At 68.0% G+C, this 16,172-nt stretch carries 14 protein-coding genes; 7 read left to right on the forward strand and 7 right to left on the reverse strand.

What is annotated here, in order from left to right; genetic code table 11:
* The first annotated feature begins 1 nt into the window (after nucleotide 1).
* Nucleotides 2-1,213, forward strand: a complete 1,212-nt coding sequence (locus tag GTH33_RS02590; RefSeq protein ID WP_163956968.1) for an aspartyl protease family protein — start codon at nucleotides 2-4, stop codon at nucleotides 1,211-1,213.
* Nucleotides 1,214-1,277: 64 nt separating this feature from the next.
* Here the strand turns inward: GTH33_RS02590 and GTH33_RS02595 are convergent, their stop codons facing one another.
* Complete coding sequence (locus GTH33_RS02595; RefSeq protein ID WP_163956969.1) at nucleotides 1,278-1,463, reverse strand: hypothetical protein; 186 nt, start codon at nucleotides 1,461-1,463, stop codon at nucleotides 1,278-1,280.
* Nucleotides 1,464-1,474: 11 nt separating this feature from the next.
* Nucleotides 1,475-2,035 (reverse strand): polyhydroxyalkanoate synthesis repressor PhaR, encoded by a 561-nt coding sequence (phaR, locus tag GTH33_RS02600; RefSeq protein ID WP_163956970.1) that lies wholly within the window; start codon nucleotides 2,033-2,035, stop codon nucleotides 1,475-1,477.
* A gap of 101 nt (nucleotides 2,036-2,136) precedes the next feature.
* Between phaR and GTH33_RS02605 the strand changes: the two genes are divergently transcribed.
* The 4 genes from GTH33_RS02605 to GTH33_RS02615 all read left to right on the forward strand — a co-directional run bounded on the left by GTH33_RS02605 (nucleotide 2,137) and on the right by GTH33_RS02615 (nucleotide 7,816).
* On the forward strand, nucleotides 2,137-3,159 hold the full coding sequence (locus GTH33_RS02605; protein WP_163956971.1) for an alpha/beta fold hydrolase: 1,023 nt from the start codon (nucleotides 2,137-2,139) through the stop codon (nucleotides 3,157-3,159).
* A gap of 7 nt (nucleotides 3,160-3,166) precedes the next feature.
* Nucleotides 3,167-4,342, forward strand: coding sequence for an acetyl-CoA C-acetyltransferase (locus GTH33_RS02610; protein ID WP_163956972.1), 1,176 nt, complete (start codon nucleotides 3,167-3,169; stop codon nucleotides 4,340-4,342).
* Nucleotides 4,343-4,526: 184 nt separating this feature from the next.
* Nucleotides 4,527-5,555, forward strand: coding sequence for a TonB-dependent receptor plug domain-containing protein (locus GTH33_RS18100; protein ID WP_249054974.1), 1,029 nt, complete (start codon nucleotides 4,527-4,529; stop codon nucleotides 5,553-5,555).
* Nucleotides 5,462-7,816, forward strand: a complete 2,355-nt coding sequence (locus GTH33_RS02615; RefSeq protein WP_249054977.1) for a TonB-dependent receptor domain-containing protein — start codon at nucleotides 5,462-5,464, stop codon at nucleotides 7,814-7,816. The genes GTH33_RS18100 and GTH33_RS02615 overlap by 94 nt, the downstream gene beginning before the upstream one ends.
* A 221-nt stretch (nucleotides 7,817-8,037) precedes the next feature.
* Here GTH33_RS02615 and GTH33_RS02620 read toward each other — a convergent pair whose 3' ends face one another.
* From GTH33_RS02620 to GTH33_RS02630, 3 genes are all read right to left on the reverse strand, one after another.
* Nucleotides 8,038-9,060, reverse strand: coding sequence for an alanine racemase (locus tag GTH33_RS02620; RefSeq protein ID WP_249054979.1), 1,023 nt, complete (start codon nucleotides 9,058-9,060; stop codon nucleotides 8,038-8,040).
* 64 nt (nucleotides 9,061-9,124) lie between these two features.
* On the reverse strand, nucleotides 9,125-9,562 hold the full coding sequence (locus tag GTH33_RS02625) for an ATP-binding cassette domain-containing protein (protein ID WP_338054395.1): 438 nt from the start codon (nucleotides 9,560-9,562) through the stop codon (nucleotides 9,125-9,127).
* Nucleotides 9,563-9,581: 19 nt separating this feature from the next.
* Nucleotides 9,582-11,615, reverse strand: coding sequence for a TonB-dependent receptor (locus tag GTH33_RS02630; protein ID WP_163956974.1), 2,034 nt, complete (start codon nucleotides 11,613-11,615; stop codon nucleotides 9,582-9,584).
* Between the two features lie 124 nt (nucleotides 11,616-11,739).
* Here GTH33_RS02630 and GTH33_RS02635 point away from each other — a divergent pair, with 124 nt between their 5' ends.
* Nucleotides 11,740-12,030 carry a hypothetical protein gene (locus tag GTH33_RS02635; RefSeq protein ID WP_163956975.1) on the forward strand — a complete coding sequence of 97 codons (291 nt, stop codon included), beginning with the start codon at nucleotides 11,740-11,742 and terminating at the stop codon, nucleotides 12,028-12,030.
* Nucleotides 12,031-12,140: 110 nt separating this feature from the next.
* Nucleotides 12,141-13,721 carry an aldehyde dehydrogenase (NADP(+)) gene (locus GTH33_RS02640; protein ID WP_163956976.1) on the forward strand — a complete coding sequence of 527 codons (1,581 nt, stop codon included), beginning with the start codon at nucleotides 12,141-12,143 and terminating at the stop codon, nucleotides 13,719-13,721.
* A 367-nt stretch (nucleotides 13,722-14,088) separates the two neighbouring features.
* Here the strand turns inward: GTH33_RS02640 and GTH33_RS02645 are convergent, their stop codons facing one another.
* Nucleotides 14,089-14,964 carry an SMP-30/gluconolactonase/LRE family protein gene (locus GTH33_RS02645; RefSeq protein WP_163956977.1) on the reverse strand — a complete coding sequence of 292 codons (876 nt, stop codon included), beginning with the start codon at nucleotides 14,962-14,964 and terminating at the stop codon, nucleotides 14,089-14,091.
* A gap of 53 nt (nucleotides 14,965-15,017) precedes the next feature.
* Complete coding sequence (locus GTH33_RS02650; protein WP_163956978.1) at nucleotides 15,018-16,139, reverse strand: NADH:flavin oxidoreductase/NADH oxidase; 1,122 nt, start codon at nucleotides 16,137-16,139, stop codon at nucleotides 15,018-15,020.
* Between the last annotated feature and the right edge of the window lie 33 nt (nucleotides 16,140-16,172).

A 16,172-nucleotide genomic window follows, 5' to 3' on the forward strand; every position in this document is an offset into this window, starting at 1 on the left:
GATGCTCCGCATCCGCCCTCGCCCCATCGCGGCGCTGCTGCTAATCCTGTTCGTCGGTGCCCCGGCGCACGCGCAGGGCACCAGCCGTGAGGGCATCGCGACCCTCACCCCCGACGCGGAGGCACGATGGGTGCCGTTCGACCTGACGCCGGGCAACCAGATCCGCTTTACGCTGACCCTGGACGAGCGACCGGTCACCGCGATCCTCGACACCGGCGTCAGCTATTCTGTCCTTGCCCGCAAGTCGGTGGCGGTCGATCCGGCGCGGGTGACCGCCAACGGATCGGCGACCGCGATCGGCGGCGGTGGCGGCGGTGCGGTCGCGATCGGGTGGCAGCCGACGCGGCGGCTGACGATCGGCGGCCTCACCCGCACCGGCGGCGGCGTCACCGTCGCCGACCTGCCCGCGCTCGCCACCGGCAGTGCGCGCGCGGTCGACATGCTGGTCGGCCGCGACGTCACCGGCGGCCAGGCGCTCGACATCGACTATGCCAACCGCCGCTTCCGCCTGATCCCGTCGGGGCGCCTGCCGTTCGTCGGCGCGCTGGCGCCGCTGGCGATCTCGGCCGGTCGCCGGGTCTACGAAAGCAGCGCCACGGTCGGCGGCCGGCGCATCGCCCCGATGATCGTCGATACCGGCGACGGATCAGCGATCACGCTGGCCCCGGGCGCGGCCAAGACCGCCCGGATCGACGCGCTGCCGACCACCACCACCATCTCGTTCGGGCTTGCCGGCGAAACGGTGAGCACGCTCGCGATCCTGCCGGCGGTGACGCTGGGCCAGCAGGTCGTCCGCAACGTCGAGGCGCGGGTGGAGCCGGCGGGCGGCTTTTCCGACACGATCGGCGTCGCCGGACGCATCGGTTCGGGCCTGCTGCAACATTATCGCGTATTGCTGGATCCGGCCGCCGGGCGAATGGTGCTGAAGCCCGGGCCGGATGCCGATGCGGCGCCGTTGCGATCGACGAGCGGGCTGCTGGTCGGGTTGGAGCGCGACCGGTTGAAGGTGTTGCACGTGATGCGCGGCGGCCCTGCCGCGGCCGCCGGCTGGCAGGCGGGCGAGACGATCTGCCGCGTCGACGGACAGGCGGTCACGCCCGATTATCCCACCACCACGCTGGCGAAATGGGCGGTCGGCGCATCGGGAACGCTGGTGACGCTGGGGATGTGCGACGGGACCACCCGCACGCTGACGCTCGCCCGATTCTACTGAGCGCCCGATCCGGCTGAGCAAACCGTCTGGCTGCGCCCGCGTGCATCGCGCCGTTCGCGCGGCGTTAGCGCGTGTGCAGGCCGATGCTGACCAGCAGGATCGTCGCCAGCAGCGCCGCCATCTGCACCGTGCGCCAGTCGACCCAGCCGACCCGGTCCGGATCGTCGCGCAGCCGGCGTCGCCGGTCCCGCAGCGCGGCGAACAGCGCGATGGCGACGCTCGCGCCGGCGCCCCAGAACATCGCCGGCATGCCGCCTGTCCTCAGCCGAGCTTGGCGACCTTGTCCTGCAACCGCGCCATTTCCGCCTTCAGCGCGGCGATCTCGTCGTCCTTGCTCTTGGGGGCGGGAGCCGGCGCGGGCGCGGCGGCGACACCGCCGGCCGGCGGCTGGAACGCCTGCGCCGCCGCTTCGAACATCTGCAGGTTGCGCTTGGCGATCTCGGCGAACGGCGAGTGGGCGAACGCCCCCTCGACCGCGGACTTGAACTGTTCCTGGTTGCGGCGGAAACTATCCATCGACGCTTCCAGATAGCCCGGCACCATCGACTGCATCGAATCCCCGTACATCGAGATCAGCTGGCGCAGGAAACTGACCGGCAGCATGGTCTGGCCGCGGCTTTCCTCTTCCATGATGATCTGGGTGAGGACGTTGTGGGTGATGTCGTCGTCGGTCTTAGCGTCGACCACCTTGAAGTCGCGGCCTTCGCGGGTCATCGTCGCGAGATGGTCGAGCGTGATGTAGGACGAGGTTTCGGTGTTGTAGAGGCGCCGGTTGGCGTATTTCTTGATGATGACGATCCCGTCGGCGTTCTGTTTCTTCATACCGCTCCCCTGTCCGCAACCCCACCTTGCAAAGGCGGACGTCCATGACTGAAGCTGTTGCTACGCCTCAATTTGCCGCGCCGCAACACGGACCGCGCCCATTGCCCCTGTTCCTGGATATGCTGCGCAGCGAAACCGCAGCAAATCCCGAACGGATGGCGGCGGCGCTGGCGGGCCTCGCCGCCTACCAGCGGGCGCCCCGCCCCGCCCCGCCCGCGCCGATGCCGGCGCTCGCCACCGCCGGCCGCGCCAGCCTGCGCTATTACGGCGGGCGCGGCCGCATGGTCGTCTTCGTCCCCTCGCTGATCAATCCGCCCGCGATCCTGGACCTGGGCGAATCATCGCTGGTGCGCTGGATGACGCGACAGGGGTGCCGCGTCGCACTGGTCGACTGGGGTGCGCCGACGCCCGCCGATCGCGACATCGACATGACCGCCCACATCGAATCGCTGCTGATCCCGCTGATCGAGCAGCTGGACGAACCGCCGGTGCTGGTCGGTTACTGCCTTGGCGGCACGATGGCGCTGGCCGCCGCCTGTGCCAGCGCGGTGGCGGGACTGGCGCTGATCGCCGCGCCGTGGCGCTTCGCCGGCTATGGCAGCGCGGCGCCAGTGATGCTCGACATGTGGGCCGCCGCCAGGCCGACCTGCGAGACGCTCGGCGTGCTGCCGATGGAGGTATTGCAGGCCGGTTTCTGGCGACTCGACCCTGCCCGCACGGTGAGCAAGTACGAAGCGTTCGGGCGGTTCGACCCCGCGGGCGAACAGGCCCGATCGTTCGTGCAGCTCGAGGATTGGGCGAACGCGGGCGAGCCGCTGCCGCTGGCCGGCGCGCGCGACCTGTTCGAACGCTTCATCGCGCACGATCTGCCCGGCACCGGCGGCTGGACGATCCGCAGCCGCGCCGCCGGTCCCGATCGGCTCGCCTGCCCGGCGGTCGAGTTCGTGTCCGCGACCGATCGCATCGTTCCCGCAGCGACCGCGGCGGGCCTGCCCGATCGCCGCGACCTGGCGCTCGGCCATGTCGGCATGATCGTCGGCGGTCGTGCCCGCGCGATGTTGTGGGAACCGCTCGCCCACTGGATCGCAACCCTGCCACCGGGTAGAGGCGGGACAAAGGAGTAGGGCCATCATGACCGAGATCGTCGTTACCGCCGCCAAGCGCACCCCGGTGGGAAGTTTCCTGGGCGCGTTTGCCGCCACCCCCGCGCACGAGCTCGGCCGCGTCGCGATCGAGGCGGCGCTGGCGCAGGCCGGCGTCGACGGCGCCGACGTATCCGAAGTGATCCTGGGGCAGGTGCTCACCGCCGCACAGGGGCAGAACCCGGCCCGACAGGCATCGATGGCGGCGGGCATCCCCAAGGAGGTTCCGGCGTGGGGCGTCAACCAGGTCTGCGGATCGGGCCTGCGCGCCGTCGCGCTGGCATGCCAGGCGATCCAGACCGGTGACGCCACGATCGTCGTCGCCGGCGGGCAGGAGAGCATGTCGCTGTCCGCGCACGCCCAGACGATGCGCGGCGGGACCAAGATGGGCGCCGTCAGCCTGGTCGACACGATGGTCAGCGACGGCCTGACCGACGTCTTCAACGGCTATCACATGGGGATCACCGCCGAGAATCTGGCCGAACAATATCAGGTGACGCGCGTCGACCAGGACGCATTTTCCGTAGGCAGCCAGAACAAGGCCGAGGCGGCACGCGGCAGCGGCCGGTTCAAGGACGAGATCGCGCCGGTGACGATCAAGGGTCGCAAGGGCGACACCGTGGTCGCCGACGACGAATATATTCGCGCCGGTGCGACGCTGGACAGCGTCAGCGGCGTGCGCCCCGCGTTCAAGAAGGACGGTACCGTCACCGCGGCCAATGCCAGCGGCCTCAACGACGGCGCCGCCGCGCTGGTCCTGATGAGCCGCGAGGAGGCCGACAAGCGCGGCACCCCCGTGCTTGCGACGATCAAGAGTTGGGCGAGCGCCGGCGTCGACCCGTCGATCATGGGCATCGGCCCCGTCCCCGCCAGCCGCAAGGCACTGGAAAAGGCCGGCTGGACGATCGCCGACCTCGACCTGATCGAGGCCAACGAAGCGTTCGCGGCGCAGGCGCTGTCGGTCGGCAAGGAACTCGGCTGGGACGCCGACAAGGTCAACGTCAACGGCGGCGCGATCGCCATCGGCCACCCGATCGGCGCCAGCGGCGCACGCGTGCTGACCACGCTTATATACGAGATGCAAAAGCGCGATGCGAAGAAGGGACTGGCGACGCTGTGCATCGGCGGCGGCATGGGCATCGCGATGTGCGTGGAACGTGACTGACGCATTTTAAGCGGTTTGGAAACGAAGCGACACGAAACCCGACAGATTCGTGTCATTTTGGCGACAGTTCCGATGAATATCGAGCTATGTCCATTGTGGATATTAAATCCACTTGTTTCAATGAATTGAGTTGGGACACGTTAGTCCCCTGACAAAGGCGAAAAGCCTGAAACAGGGGATTAAAATGAAGAATTGGTTGCTATCCGCGAGCGCGCTCGCGGGCGGGATGCTGTTGGCCCCGATCGCGTCTGCGCAGACGACGACGCTCCCTCCGTGCTCTGATACCGTGACGACTGAATGCGTGCCGCAAGAGGCGCCGGCCGGTACGTCGAGCACCGGTACGAACAGTGACGACTCGGCGCGCCCCAATGAAGACATCGTCATCACCGGTTCGCGCATTCGCAGCCCGAATCTCGTCTCGGACGTTCCGATCACGTCGGTCAGCGGCGATAGCCTGTTGGCGCAAGGCCAAACCAACGTTGGTTCGGTGCTGAACGACCTGCCGCAGCTCGCCAGCACCTTCTCACAGCAGAACCCCGGCTCGGGCATCGGCATCGGCGGTCTGAACCTGCTCGATCTTCGCGGTCTGGGCACCTCACGTACGCTGGTCCTGGTCAACGGCCGTCGCCACGTCGCCGCTGACATCCTGAACAACGCAGTGTCGCCCGACGTCAACTCCATTCCGAACAACCTCATCGATCGCATCGACATCGTGACCGGCGGCAACTCCGCGGTGTACGGTTCGGATGCCATTGCCGGCGTCGTGAACTTCATTCTGAAGCGCGATTACAACGGATTGGAGCTCCGTGGCTCGACCGGCATCAATGAACCTGGCTTTGGTGGCAACCAGCTGATTTCCGTCCTTGCCGGCAAAAATTTCGCGGATGGCCGCGGCAACATCACCGTCAGCGGCCAGTTCACGCATCAGGAGCGCGTATTCGCGTCTGATGTTCCGTACTTCCGAACGGTAAACGCCATCGCCACGGTTGATACCGATCCTGGCGGGCTGACCAGCGGCAGCGACGGGTTTCCGGACGCGATATTCCTGCGGAATATCCACAGCGCCACCAATAATCCGTACGGCCTGATCCCGATCCAGCAGCAGCCCGGGATCGCGGCATGCGGCACCGGCACGCTGGCCACCGCCGGGGGCCGAACACCAACGGCACGCCGTACAATTGCACCTACATCTTCACCCAGGACGGTCGCCTGACGCCGCAGACCGGGACGCGCTACGGCTCCGGCCCGACGGGTGGCATCCTGGGAGGCAACGGTGCGACTGGCCGCGAAGGCCAAACGGTCTCGATCCTGCCGTTCCTCGAGCGTGCCAATTTCAACGTGCTGTCGCATTACGAGTTCGCGCCGGCGTTGGAGGTGTTCCTCGAGGCGAAGTACGACCGGGTACGGGCAGTCGGCAACAATGCCGGCCCGTCTTTCATTCAGACCGGTTCGGGCAACACGGGCAACATCGGCGACGCGCGCGAGCGGCCGCGTATCGACAACCCGTTCCTGGCTGCGGCAGACCGTACCACGCTGGCGAACCTGATCCTCGCGTCGGGTTGCAACACCAGCCTCACCGCGTCGTGCCCGGCAGGCGGCAACCTGACCGCCGCCAACCGCGCGGCAATCGCCGATGGCTCGTATCGTTTCCAGCTTGCACGCAATCTGCTGGACGTTGGCCTGCGTGACGAGAAGTTCACCCGCGAAACCTATCGTATCGTCGGCGGCCTTCGTGGCACGTTTAATGGCGACTGGTCGTATGAACTCTCGGGCAACTACGGCGAGTTCAACCAGACGACCAACACCAACGGCTTTATCGATCGCCAGCGCTTCTCGCTTGCGATGGATGCCGGCCGTAATCCGGTGACGGGCCAGATTCAGTGTCGGTCGCAATACGATCCGGCCTCGGCAATCGCCATCCAGCGTGCAAATTCCGGCGACACGGCGGTCAACGCGGCGCGTCTGGCGGCGGATATCGCGGCCTGTCGGCCGTACAACCCGTTCGGGGGTTCGGATAACACCGCAGCCGTCAATTACTTCTCTCGTGCCTTCGACGCGAAGGCAAAGCTGACGCAGCTCGACATCCAGGCATTCGTCGGCGGTGACACGAGCCAGCTGTTCGAGCTGCCGGGTGGCCCGATCCGCTTCTCGCTCGGCGGTGAATATCGTCGTGAGAAGGCCTATTACAGGCAGGATCCGTTCGTGACCGATGGCTACACCAACGGTGTGTCGATCCCCCTGTTCGATCCGCCTGCCTTCAAGGTGAAGGAAGGCTTCGGCGAGGTCCAGGTGCCGCTCCTCAAGGATCTGCCGTTCTTCAAGGAACTGACCCTTACCGGAGCCGGCCGTTACTCGGATTACGGCAAGGGCATCGGTTCGACCTGGACCTACAACGGCGGTGCACAGTGGTCGCCGATCAGAGACGTCCGCTTCCGGGCCAATTACGGTCGTGCAGTTCGTGCGCCCAACGTTTCGGAAACCGGCTTCCCGCTGGTCCCGAACTTCGCCAACAACTTCCAGGATCCCTGCCAGGCGAACAACATCGGCGCGAGCGCCAACCGTAACACCAATTGCACGGCCCAGCTGACGGCGGCACAGCGGAATAATCTGGTAAATGGCGTCGCCCTCCCGATCGTGAGCGGCAGCAACCCGAACCTGGCGCCTGAAAAATCGGATTCCTGGACGTTCGGTGGCGTGATCCAGCCGAGCTTCATTCCGGGTCTGTCGGTGACGGTGGATTACTATAACATCCGGGTGAAGGGCATCATCACGTCGGTCGCCGCGCAGACGATCGTTAACCAGTGTTACGACTCGGCAAGTCTGAACAACGTCTTCTGCTCCTCGTTCTCGCGCTACCTTGGCACCGGCACGGGTCCCGCCGGCGAACTTCCGGGACAGGTCCTTGCCAATTCGCTGATCCAAGCGCCGCTCAACTTTGCGAAGCGCGAGCGCAAGGGCATCGACTTCAACGTCTCGTATCGCAAGGACATTTCAGAGAACGTGAAGTTCAACACGAACATGATTTACGTTCACACCCTTAAGAACAGCGACTATCAAGATCCGACCAATCCTGATTTCGAAACGCATAATCTCGAGAACATCGGTTTCCCGAAGGACGAATTCCAGTGGGACACGGATCTCGGTATCGGGCCGGTTATCCTCGGGTATCGCCTCCACCTGATTGGGACGCAGTACGTGACCGCGTACAACAACTTCAATTCGGTGAATGGCTTGCCACCGGCGAATATCGATGCATCGTCCCCCATCAAGTATCCGGTGATCACGTATTCGGATCTTCAGATGACGTGGAATATCGAGAATAACGGAAAGAAGGACGCCTTCCAGTTGTACGCGGGTGTCGACAACGTGTTCAACCAGCTCCCGCCGTTCGGTACGCTGGCGAATGGCGTTGGTACGGCGATCTTCCGGTTTACCGGCCGCGCCTATCACGCTGGCTTCCGCGCCCGGTTCTAATACGGCGCACTGCATCTAAAGGGGCGAGAAAAATCTCGCCCCTTTTTTTGTGCCGGATTGCCGCTGTGCGCCGCTGTCGGCATCACACTTCGGGTGAGATCACTATATCGTTCGCACCGGGACGACGCCGCAATTAGCGAAACGCGCCAGTCCCGTATCCTGTTGTGCTGGCGAAACCTGTGGCCGCGTAAAATTTCATCCGGCAACAGCCGCGCGCGGTATTACGCCCACAGCCGCTCGTAACGCCGCCCCAGCCCCGTCAGTAGCTCATATTGCGACAGGCCGCTACGTGCGGCGACATCCGGCAGGGCGAAGTCTAATGGGACCCAATCGCCCTCTGCAAGATCCGGGGCCGCACCGACGTCGAGCGCAACCAAGTCCATCGAAACGCGGCCGATCACCGACAGGCGACCGCAGTCGGCAGTGCCGCGGTCGGAGAAAGCGCGGAGGTAGCCATCGGCGTAACCAACATTGATGATCGCGACCTCCGTCGGCTGCGTCGCAGTCCAGGTCGCGTTGTATCCGACGGTATCGCCAGCGGCGACGGTACGTCGCTGCAGCACCTGCGCCTCCGGCATCGCCACCTGTCGCAAGGCGTCGGCCAGCTCGCCGCGCGGGACACCGCCGTACAGCGCCAGCCCCGGCCGCGTCAGGTCGAACGCATAATCCGTCCCCAGCGCAATGCCGGCGGAATTGGCGAGGCTCATCCGCCGCGCGCCCGTCACCCCGCGCAATGCGGCGAACGCAGTCCGCTGCGCGGCGTTCATCGCACGATCCTCGTCGGCGCAAGCGAGATGGCTCATCAGCGTGTCGATCGTCAGGCCGTCGAGCAGGCCGTCCCGCACCGCATCGGCGGACACGCCCAGCCGGTTCATGCCGGTGTCGACCATCACGTCGCACGCCCCGCCGCTCGCGGACCGCCAGCGCGCGACCTGCACGTCGCTGTTCAGCACCGGGCGCGCGATGCCGCTCAGTGCGATCGGCATGTCCTCCGCCCGCACGCCGTGCAGCACGGACAAGGGCAGCCGCAACGCGGCGACCCGCTCGGCTTCGTCCCAGGTCGCGACGAAGAAATCGCGACAGCCCGCGTCGGCCAGACGCGCCGCGACGCCTGCCGCGCCCAGGCCGTAACCGTCCGCCTTGATCGCCGCGCCGCACGCCGCCGTACCGCTCAGGCGGTCCAGCGCCTGCCAGTTGTGGATGAGGGCGGCAGCGTCGAGGCGAAGGCGATGGGGAGCGGTCACCGGCCATCGCATAAAGGCGCCGCCCGCCCACGTCGATGGCCGAGCGCGCCGGTTGCCGACCGGTTCAGCGCAGGATGCGACCGATCGGTACCATCATCGCGCTGTCGGGCAGCATCGCGACCCGCACGTCGAACACGTCGGCGATGCGTTCCGGCGTCAGCACCGCGGCGGTCGGCCCGTCCGCGACGATGCGACCCTGCCGCAGCAGCAGCACGTCGTCGGCGATCCGCGCCGCCTGCGCCAGATCGTGGAGGACGAGCGCCACCCCCCTGCCCTCCTGCGCGACGCCGCGCAGCCGATCGAGGATATCGACCTGATGCGCCGGGTCGAGGCTGGCCAAGGGTTCGTCGGCGAGCAGCCAGTCCGGGGTGCCCGGTGGGCGGGTTCGCGCGCCTGACCCAAGCCGCGTCAGGCCGCGCCACGGCGATCCCACCAGTCGCCGGCCCCATGGGTTGCCGGCGCGGCACTCCGTCCGCTTGACCGGATCCCCTTCGCCCGCCAACCGACCGGCAGCGGATCGCTCATCCGATCTTCGCGCGAACGCCGATCCACAGCGTACGCGGCGTCGCGCGTTCGACGATGTTCGCGCCGCTGATCCCCGCCTCGACCCGCGCGTCGAAAACGTTTTCCGCCCTTGCCTCGATCGCGATGCCTCGCGTCACCGGTAGCGCAGCAAATCCGTCCAGCGTCGTCGCCGGGGCCAGGCTGCGGCTGTTCTGGTCGTCGTCGAACTGGCTTGCGACATGGCGCACGGTCGCCGACAGCGCGACGCCGCGCTGTCGCCAGCCGATGGTCCCCGACACCGCATCGCGCGGTGTTTGCGCGGGGCGAAGTCCGTCGAGCGCCGCCGCCGCGCCCGATGATCGGACCCGCGCGTCGATGTGGCTCCACGATGCCAGCATGTCGAACGCGCCCAGGGCATAACGCGCATCGACCTCGAGCCCGGTCGAGCGGATCGCATCCAGGTTGCGCCGCACCCGGGATGCGCTGGTCGCGGTCGACGACAGCGTGACGTTGGCGATCGCATCGTCGAGCTGGTTGCGGAACACCGTCGCCGCCAGGCTGGCGCCCGCGAACGGCGTCAGCGTGACGCCGCCCTCGATGCCGGTCAGCCGTTCGGGGGCGAGGGCGGCGTTGGCGGCGGTGATGTCGTTTCCGACGCGGAAGGGGCGGTACAGTTCGTTGAGCGTCGGCAGCCGCCAGCCGCGATAGGCCGCGCCGCGCAGCGTCACCGCATCGACCGGCCGCCACGCCGCACCGACCCGACCGGTGAATTCGCTGCCGTCGCGATTCGCGAAGCGGTTGTCGGTCAGCGCCGCACCCCCGGCGACCGGCCGTTCGCTGAGATAGCCGCCGTCGATGCTCCACCAGTCGACGCGCGCGGCGCCGGTCAGCGTCAGCGCACCCGAAGCGACGCTGCCGTCGACGAATATCCCGTTGGTCCGGGTCGAGCCGCCCGCTTCGCGGCGCCGCGTCGGTGCGGCGTTGACGAAGGTGAACAGCTCCTGCGTCTTGCCCGATACGTCACGAATGTCGGCGCCCAGCCGGAGGTCGACCGCGTCGCCGACCGGCGGCTGCACCTCCAGCCGCGCGCCGAGGCCGGTGGCAGGGGTATTATACTGGTCGAGCGACTGGCTGACCGTCGTGCGCGCGGCATTGACGCTGGCGAAGCCCGAGGCGAACGCCCGCGTCTGGAGGTAGGCGAGCGCCGACCAGCCCCAGCGTCCGCGCCCGACCAGCCGCACGCTGGCGTCCGCGCCCTGCGACCGGTTAGCGGTGAATGCCGTGCCGCGTTCGCGCCGGTCGGTGAAGGCGCTGACATTGGCCTGCACTTCGGTCGAGGGCGCGATCGTCACCACCGTGCGCAGTGCGCCCGACGCCTGCTCATAGGGCGCTGCCCGGTCCACCGGGCCACGGCTGGCGGCGACGGTCGGCACGAAGCCGTCGCCGCGCGCATAGGCCGCCGACAGCGTGGCGAAGCCGCCGCCGCGCACCAGCGCCGCCGACCCTTGCGCCTCCACCGCCTGGCGGCTGCCATAGAAGGCGCTCGCCTCAAGGGGGGACAATTGGTCCGGCGTCGCGCTGTCGAGCTGGATCGTCCCCGCCAGCGCGCCCGGTCCGAAATAGCCGCTGCCGCCGCCGCGCGTCACCCGCACCTGCCCCAGCCGCCCGGTGGCATAGGCGGGAAAGGCGACCCAGCCGCCGAACGGGTCGGCCTGCGGCACGCCATCGAGGATCAGCAGCGCACGGCTGGACGCGTTGCCACCGATGCCGCGCAAGGTGATGCCCTGGCTGGTCGGGTTGGCGGTGCGGCTGTCGGAGCGGCGGAACTGCTGCAAACCGGCGACGTCGGCCAATACGCTTTCCAGCCGCTGGCTGGCCTTCGCCTGCAACCGGTCGCGATCGATGGTGACGATATCGAACGCGCGCTCGCCCGGCGATGCGGGCAAGCCGCGCCCGGTGACGACGATGTCGGGACCGGTGCTTTGCGCCGAGGCAGGCCCGGCAAGGGCAAGGCTGGCCAGCGGAAGGACGGCGATGACGGAAGGACGCATGCGCCCTCCATGCCGGTTTTCGCGGACACCGCAACGATGATACCGAATCGGGAACGATCCGGACGCTGCGGCGCTTGGCCAAGAACAGGGAAGGAAACGCCATGTCCGTCGTGTGCACCCGCCAATGAGCCGCCCCACCCTTGGCGCCGCGGCGCTTCGCGACGAGCTGAACCAGGCCGCCCTCCATCTTTCGCGGGACAGCGAGGGCGCGAAGATCGATTTCCTCCTCCCCACGCTGGCGGAACCCGACGAGGGGTTGCTGCAACAGGGCCTATCGGGCCACAACTGGGACGTGCAGGTCTATTGCCCCGAGGCGCTGGATGGCATCGCACGCAAGGCGGTGGAAAAGGTGGCGGCGGTGTGGGACCTCGATCCGCACGCGATCGACGGGGATGCCGCGACATCCGCGGATTGACACCGGGTCGACGCGCGAGGACCTGGACCCACCCGCCATTGCGGGGGCGGTTGTCGGCGACGCCGATAGGCCCTACAATAAGTCAGACATAATCCACGAGAGGTACTCCCATGATCGACGGCGCCCTGCTGATCGGCGGCGAAGCACGCCAGGCATCCGACCGGTTCACCGCGGTGAATCCGGCGAGCGGCGACACGCTGTCGCCCGACTTCTCCTCTGCCGGCATCGATGCGGTCGCGGAGGCATGCGCCCTCGCCGAGGCCGCATTCCCCACCTATGCCGCCACCGACCTCGCGGCGCGCGCCGCATTCCTGGAGGCGATCGCCGAGAACATCCTCGCGATCGGCGACGACCTGATCGTCCGCGCGATGAGCGAGAGCGGCCTGCCGCGCGCGCGGCTGGAGGGCGAGCGCGGCCGTACCGTCGGACAGCTGAAGCTGTTTGCCGGCGTGGTCCGCCAGGGCGACTTCCTCGATGCGACCATCGATCCGGCGATGCCCGACCGGGCGCCGCTGCCCCGCCCCGACCTGCGCCGCATCAATCTTGCGATCGGTCCGGTCGCCGTATTCGGTGCGTCCAACTTCCCGCTCGCCTTCTCGGTCGCCGGCGGCGACACCGCATCGGCCCTTGCCGCCGGCTGCCCGGTGGTGGTGAAGGGCCATCCCGCACATCCCGGCACCGGTGAAATGGTCGCCCGTGCGATCCAGCAGGCGGTGGCCGATGCCGGCCTGCCCGCCGGCGTGTTCGCCTATTTGCCCGGCGAAACCAACGCACTGGGCGGCGCATTGGTCGCCGATCCGCGCATTCAGGCGGTCGGTTTCACCGGGTCGCGTGCCGGCGGTCTGGCGCTGGTGCGCATCGCATCGGAACGCCCCGAACCGATCCCGGTCTATGCCGAAATGTCGAGCATCAACCCGGTCGTCCTGTTTCCGGCGGCGCTCGCGGCGCGGGGCGAGGCGCTGGGGAAGGAATTCGTCGCATCGCTGACGATGGGCGCCGGGCAGTTCTGCACCAATCCCGGCCTGGTGCTGGCGATCGACGGCCCCGACCTCGACACCTTCGTCGCCGCGGCCGCCACGGCGATGGCCGACGCCGCACCGGCGACGATGCTGTCGCCGGGCATCCATGCGAGCTTCGAAAAGGGCGTCGACGCCCTCGCCGGCCATGACGCGGTCCGCACCGTCGCGCGCGGCAAGGTGGGCGAAGGCGTCAACCAGGCGGTCGGCGCGGTGTTCGAAACCGATGCGCAGGCATTCCTGGCCGATACGGCGCTGAGCCACGAGGTGTTCGGGTCGTCCTCCGTCGTGGTCCGCTGCAGCGACATGGCGGAGATCGCCGCGGTGATCGCCGGACTGGAAGGCCAGCTGACCGCCACGCTGCAGATGGACCCCGCCGACGAGCGGGACGCCGCCGCGCTGGTGCCGGTGATCGCCCGCCGTGTCGGCCGCATCTTGGCGAACGGCTGGCCGACGGGGGTCGAAGTCGCACCGGCGATGGTCCATGGCGGGCCGTTCCCGGCGACCAGCGATGGCCGCACAACCTCGGTCGGGACGCTCGCCATCGCGCGCTTCCTGCGACCGGTGTGCTTCCAGAATCTTGCGCCCGGCCTGCTACCGGCAGGATTGCGGGACGACAACGCGTGGGGCGTCGCCCGGCGGATCGACGGGGTGCGTGAGGGCGGTTCGCGGTAAGCCGGGGTCCGTACGCAAGCGCGACGACCTCGATCCGCGCATAGGTGCGCGGCCGCAAATGTCGCGTGCCGGTTCAGGCAGGCCCCTTCGTCATGCAGGTGGTGAAGGGGCCTGCACGCGGCTCGCTATACCAACGCATCCGCTACAAGTGCCGAAAGGCCTCCGCCTCCCGCCTGACTTCGCTGCAATGCCAAGTCGGATCGACGTTCAACAGCAAGGGCGGCATTTGGACCAGCTTGCTTCCCCGGCGAAGGCCGGGGCCCAGTTGGGAAAGCCGCTGTAACGGTGGAATGCGCCTCATTACCAGCCTGTTCCAGCTGGGCCCCGGCCTCCGCCGGGGAGGTAGAGGGCTGAATGTCGATACACCCTACATCGCGACCGGTGTCACGGCGATCCCGGCCACGCCCGGATCGAACGCGAACAGATTGCCCGCCTCCGGCTGCTCGGCAAGGGCGGCGGCATCCAGTCCCTTGCGCGCGCTGGTCGCATAGGCGGTCCGCAGATCGGGGCCGCCGAACGCGATCTTGGTGATGTTGGACGCCGGCAGCGACACCGTCCCCATCAGCACGCCGGCGGGATCGTAACGGCGCACGCCCCAACCGCCCCACAGCGCGACCCACACGCAGCCCTCCGCATCCACCACCGAACCGTCGGGATGCCCGGCGCCGTCCTCGATCGTCACGAATGGCGCGGGCGCACCGAGGGTACCGTCGTCGCGGATCGTCGCGCGCCACACCGTCTTGCCGACCGTGTCGGTGTGATACAGCGTGCCGGTCGGCGCGTGGATCGCGGGGCCGTTGGTGATGCACACCGGCGGCAGGCCGCTGTCCGCGACACCCGCGCCATCGAAGCGGAACAGCCGGCCGCTCGCCGCGCGCTCGTCATCGTCCATCGTCCCGAACCAGAGCCGTCCAGCGCCATCGGTGGCGGCATCGTTCAGACGGTTGTGCGCCGGATGCCCGTCGGGCTGCGCCAGCAACACGAAGCTGCCGTCCACCGGATCGAAGCGATGCACGCCGCTGCGCAGGCCCGCGATCAGGCCGCCGGCCGCCGTCGGCAACACCCAGCCGACCTGATCGGGTGCGTCCCAGCGCCGCGCCGCGCCCGTCGCCGGGTCGAAGCGATGGACATGATGACCCTTGATGTCGACGAACCACAGGGCGCTATCGCGACCGATCCATACCGGCCCCTCGCCCAGCATCGCCTGCACCGGCAGCACGGTGCGCACATCATGGTCGGTCATCGCAGCATCCTCTTCTGGCCTGCGCGCTTCATCCACTGCCCGGCGGCCTGCGTCTAGTCAGACAATTGCCGGTCGACGTCGAACAGGTCGCGATACTGGCGGGGCTGCGACCGGAGATATTGATCGGGCGCCTTCACGTGCGCGCCCAGATGCGCCGCTGCATGCCATGGCCAGCGCGGATCGTAGAGGATGGTGCGAGCGAGCGCGATCATGTCCGCATCATCGGTGCCGACGATCGCCTCCGCCTGCTCGTAATCGGTGATGAGGCCGACCGCGACCACCGGCAGCCCGCACCCCTGCTTCACCGCACGGGCCAGCGGTACCTGATAGCTCGGCCCGACCGGGATCGCCTGCCGCGGGTCCAGCCCGCCGCTGGATACGTGGATCGCCGCACAGCCGCGCGCCTCCAGCGCCCGCGCGAACGCGACGGTCTGCTCCGCATCCCAACCGCCATCGACCCAGTCGCTGCCCGATACGCGCATCGTCACCGGCCGGTCCGCCGGGAAGGCGGCGCGGACCGCATCGAATACCTCCAGCGGAAAGCGCATGCGGTTGTCCAGGCTGCCGCCGTAATCGTCGTCGCGCCGGTTGGAGAGCGGCGACAGGAACTGATGGAGCAGATAGCCGTGCGCACCGTGCAATTGCACCGCATCGATGCCCAGCCGCGCAGCCCGTCGCGCCGCCGCGGCGAAGGCGTCGCACAGGCGTTTCAGATCGTCGAGCGACAGCGCGGTCGGCGCATGCTCTCCATCGGCGAACGGCAGCGGCGATGGTGCGACTGTCTGCCAGCCATCGGCATGGTCCGGCGCGATCTGCTTGCCGCCCTTCCACGGCAGGTCGGTCGACGCCTTGCGCCCGGCATGGGCCAGCTGGATCGCGATCGGCATGTCCGAATGGCGTCGTACCGATTCCAGCACCCGCGCCATCGCCGCCTCGGTCGCATCGTCGTATAGGCCGACATCGGCGTGGGTGATCCGCCCCTCCGGGACGACGGCGCTCGCCTCGATCGTCAGCAGCCCCGCCCCCGACAAGGCGAGATGGCCGAGGTGGATCAGATGCCAGTCGGTCATGCAGCCGTTTTCGGCGGAATATTGGCACATCGGCGCGATCACGATGCGATTGCGCATCGCGAGCGATCCGACGGTGATGGGTTGGAAGAGGGCGGGGCTGGTCATGGCGGCCTTTCGAGATGCGACGTTCGCCATGCG

The sequence above is a fragment of the Sphingomonas insulae genome (assembly GCF_010450875.1).
Lineage (GTDB): Bacteria > Pseudomonadota > Alphaproteobacteria > Sphingomonadales > Sphingomonadaceae > Sphingomonas > Sphingomonas insulae.

Bases quoted from the DNA above. Each gene is read 5' to 3' on its own strand.
- GTH33_RS02650 (WP_163956978.1), bottom strand. From the start codon at position 16,139: ATGACCAGCCCCGCCCTCTTCCAACCCATCACCGTCGGATCGCTCGCG.
- GTH33_RS02645 (WP_163956977.1), bottom strand. From the start codon at position 14,964: ATGACCGACCATGATGTGCGCACCGTGCTGCCGGTGCAGGCGATGCTG.
- GTH33_RS02630 (WP_163956974.1), bottom strand. From the start codon at position 11,615: ATGCGTCCTTCCGTCATCGCCGTCCTTCCGCTGGCCAGCCTTGCCCTT.
- GTH33_RS02590 (WP_163956968.1), top strand. From the start codon at position 2: ATGCTCCGCATCCGCCCTCGCCCCATCGCGGCGCTGCTGCTAATCCTG.
- GTH33_RS02635 (WP_163956975.1), top strand. From the start codon at position 11,740: ATGAGCCGCCCCACCCTTGGCGCCGCGGCGCTTCGCGACGAGCTGAAC.
- GTH33_RS02595 (WP_163956969.1), bottom strand. From the start codon at position 1,463: ATGCCGGCGATGTTCTGGGGCGCCGGCGCGAGCGTCGCCATCGCGCTG.
- GTH33_RS18100 (WP_249054974.1), top strand. From the start codon at position 4,527: ATGAAGAATTGGTTGCTATCCGCGAGCGCGCTCGCGGGCGGGATGCTG.
- GTH33_RS02640 (WP_163956976.1), top strand. From the start codon at position 12,141: ATGATCGACGGCGCCCTGCTGATCGGCGGCGAAGCACGCCAGGCATCC.
- GTH33_RS02610 (WP_163956972.1), top strand. From the start codon at position 3,167: ATGACCGAGATCGTCGTTACCGCCGCCAAGCGCACCCCGGTGGGAAGT.
- phaR (WP_163956970.1), bottom strand. From the start codon at position 2,035: ATGAAGAAACAGAACGCCGACGGGATCGTCATCATCAAGAAATACGCC.
- GTH33_RS02615 (WP_249054977.1), top strand. From the start codon at position 5,462: ATGCGGCACCGGCACGCTGGCCACCGCCGGGGGCCGAACACCAACGGC.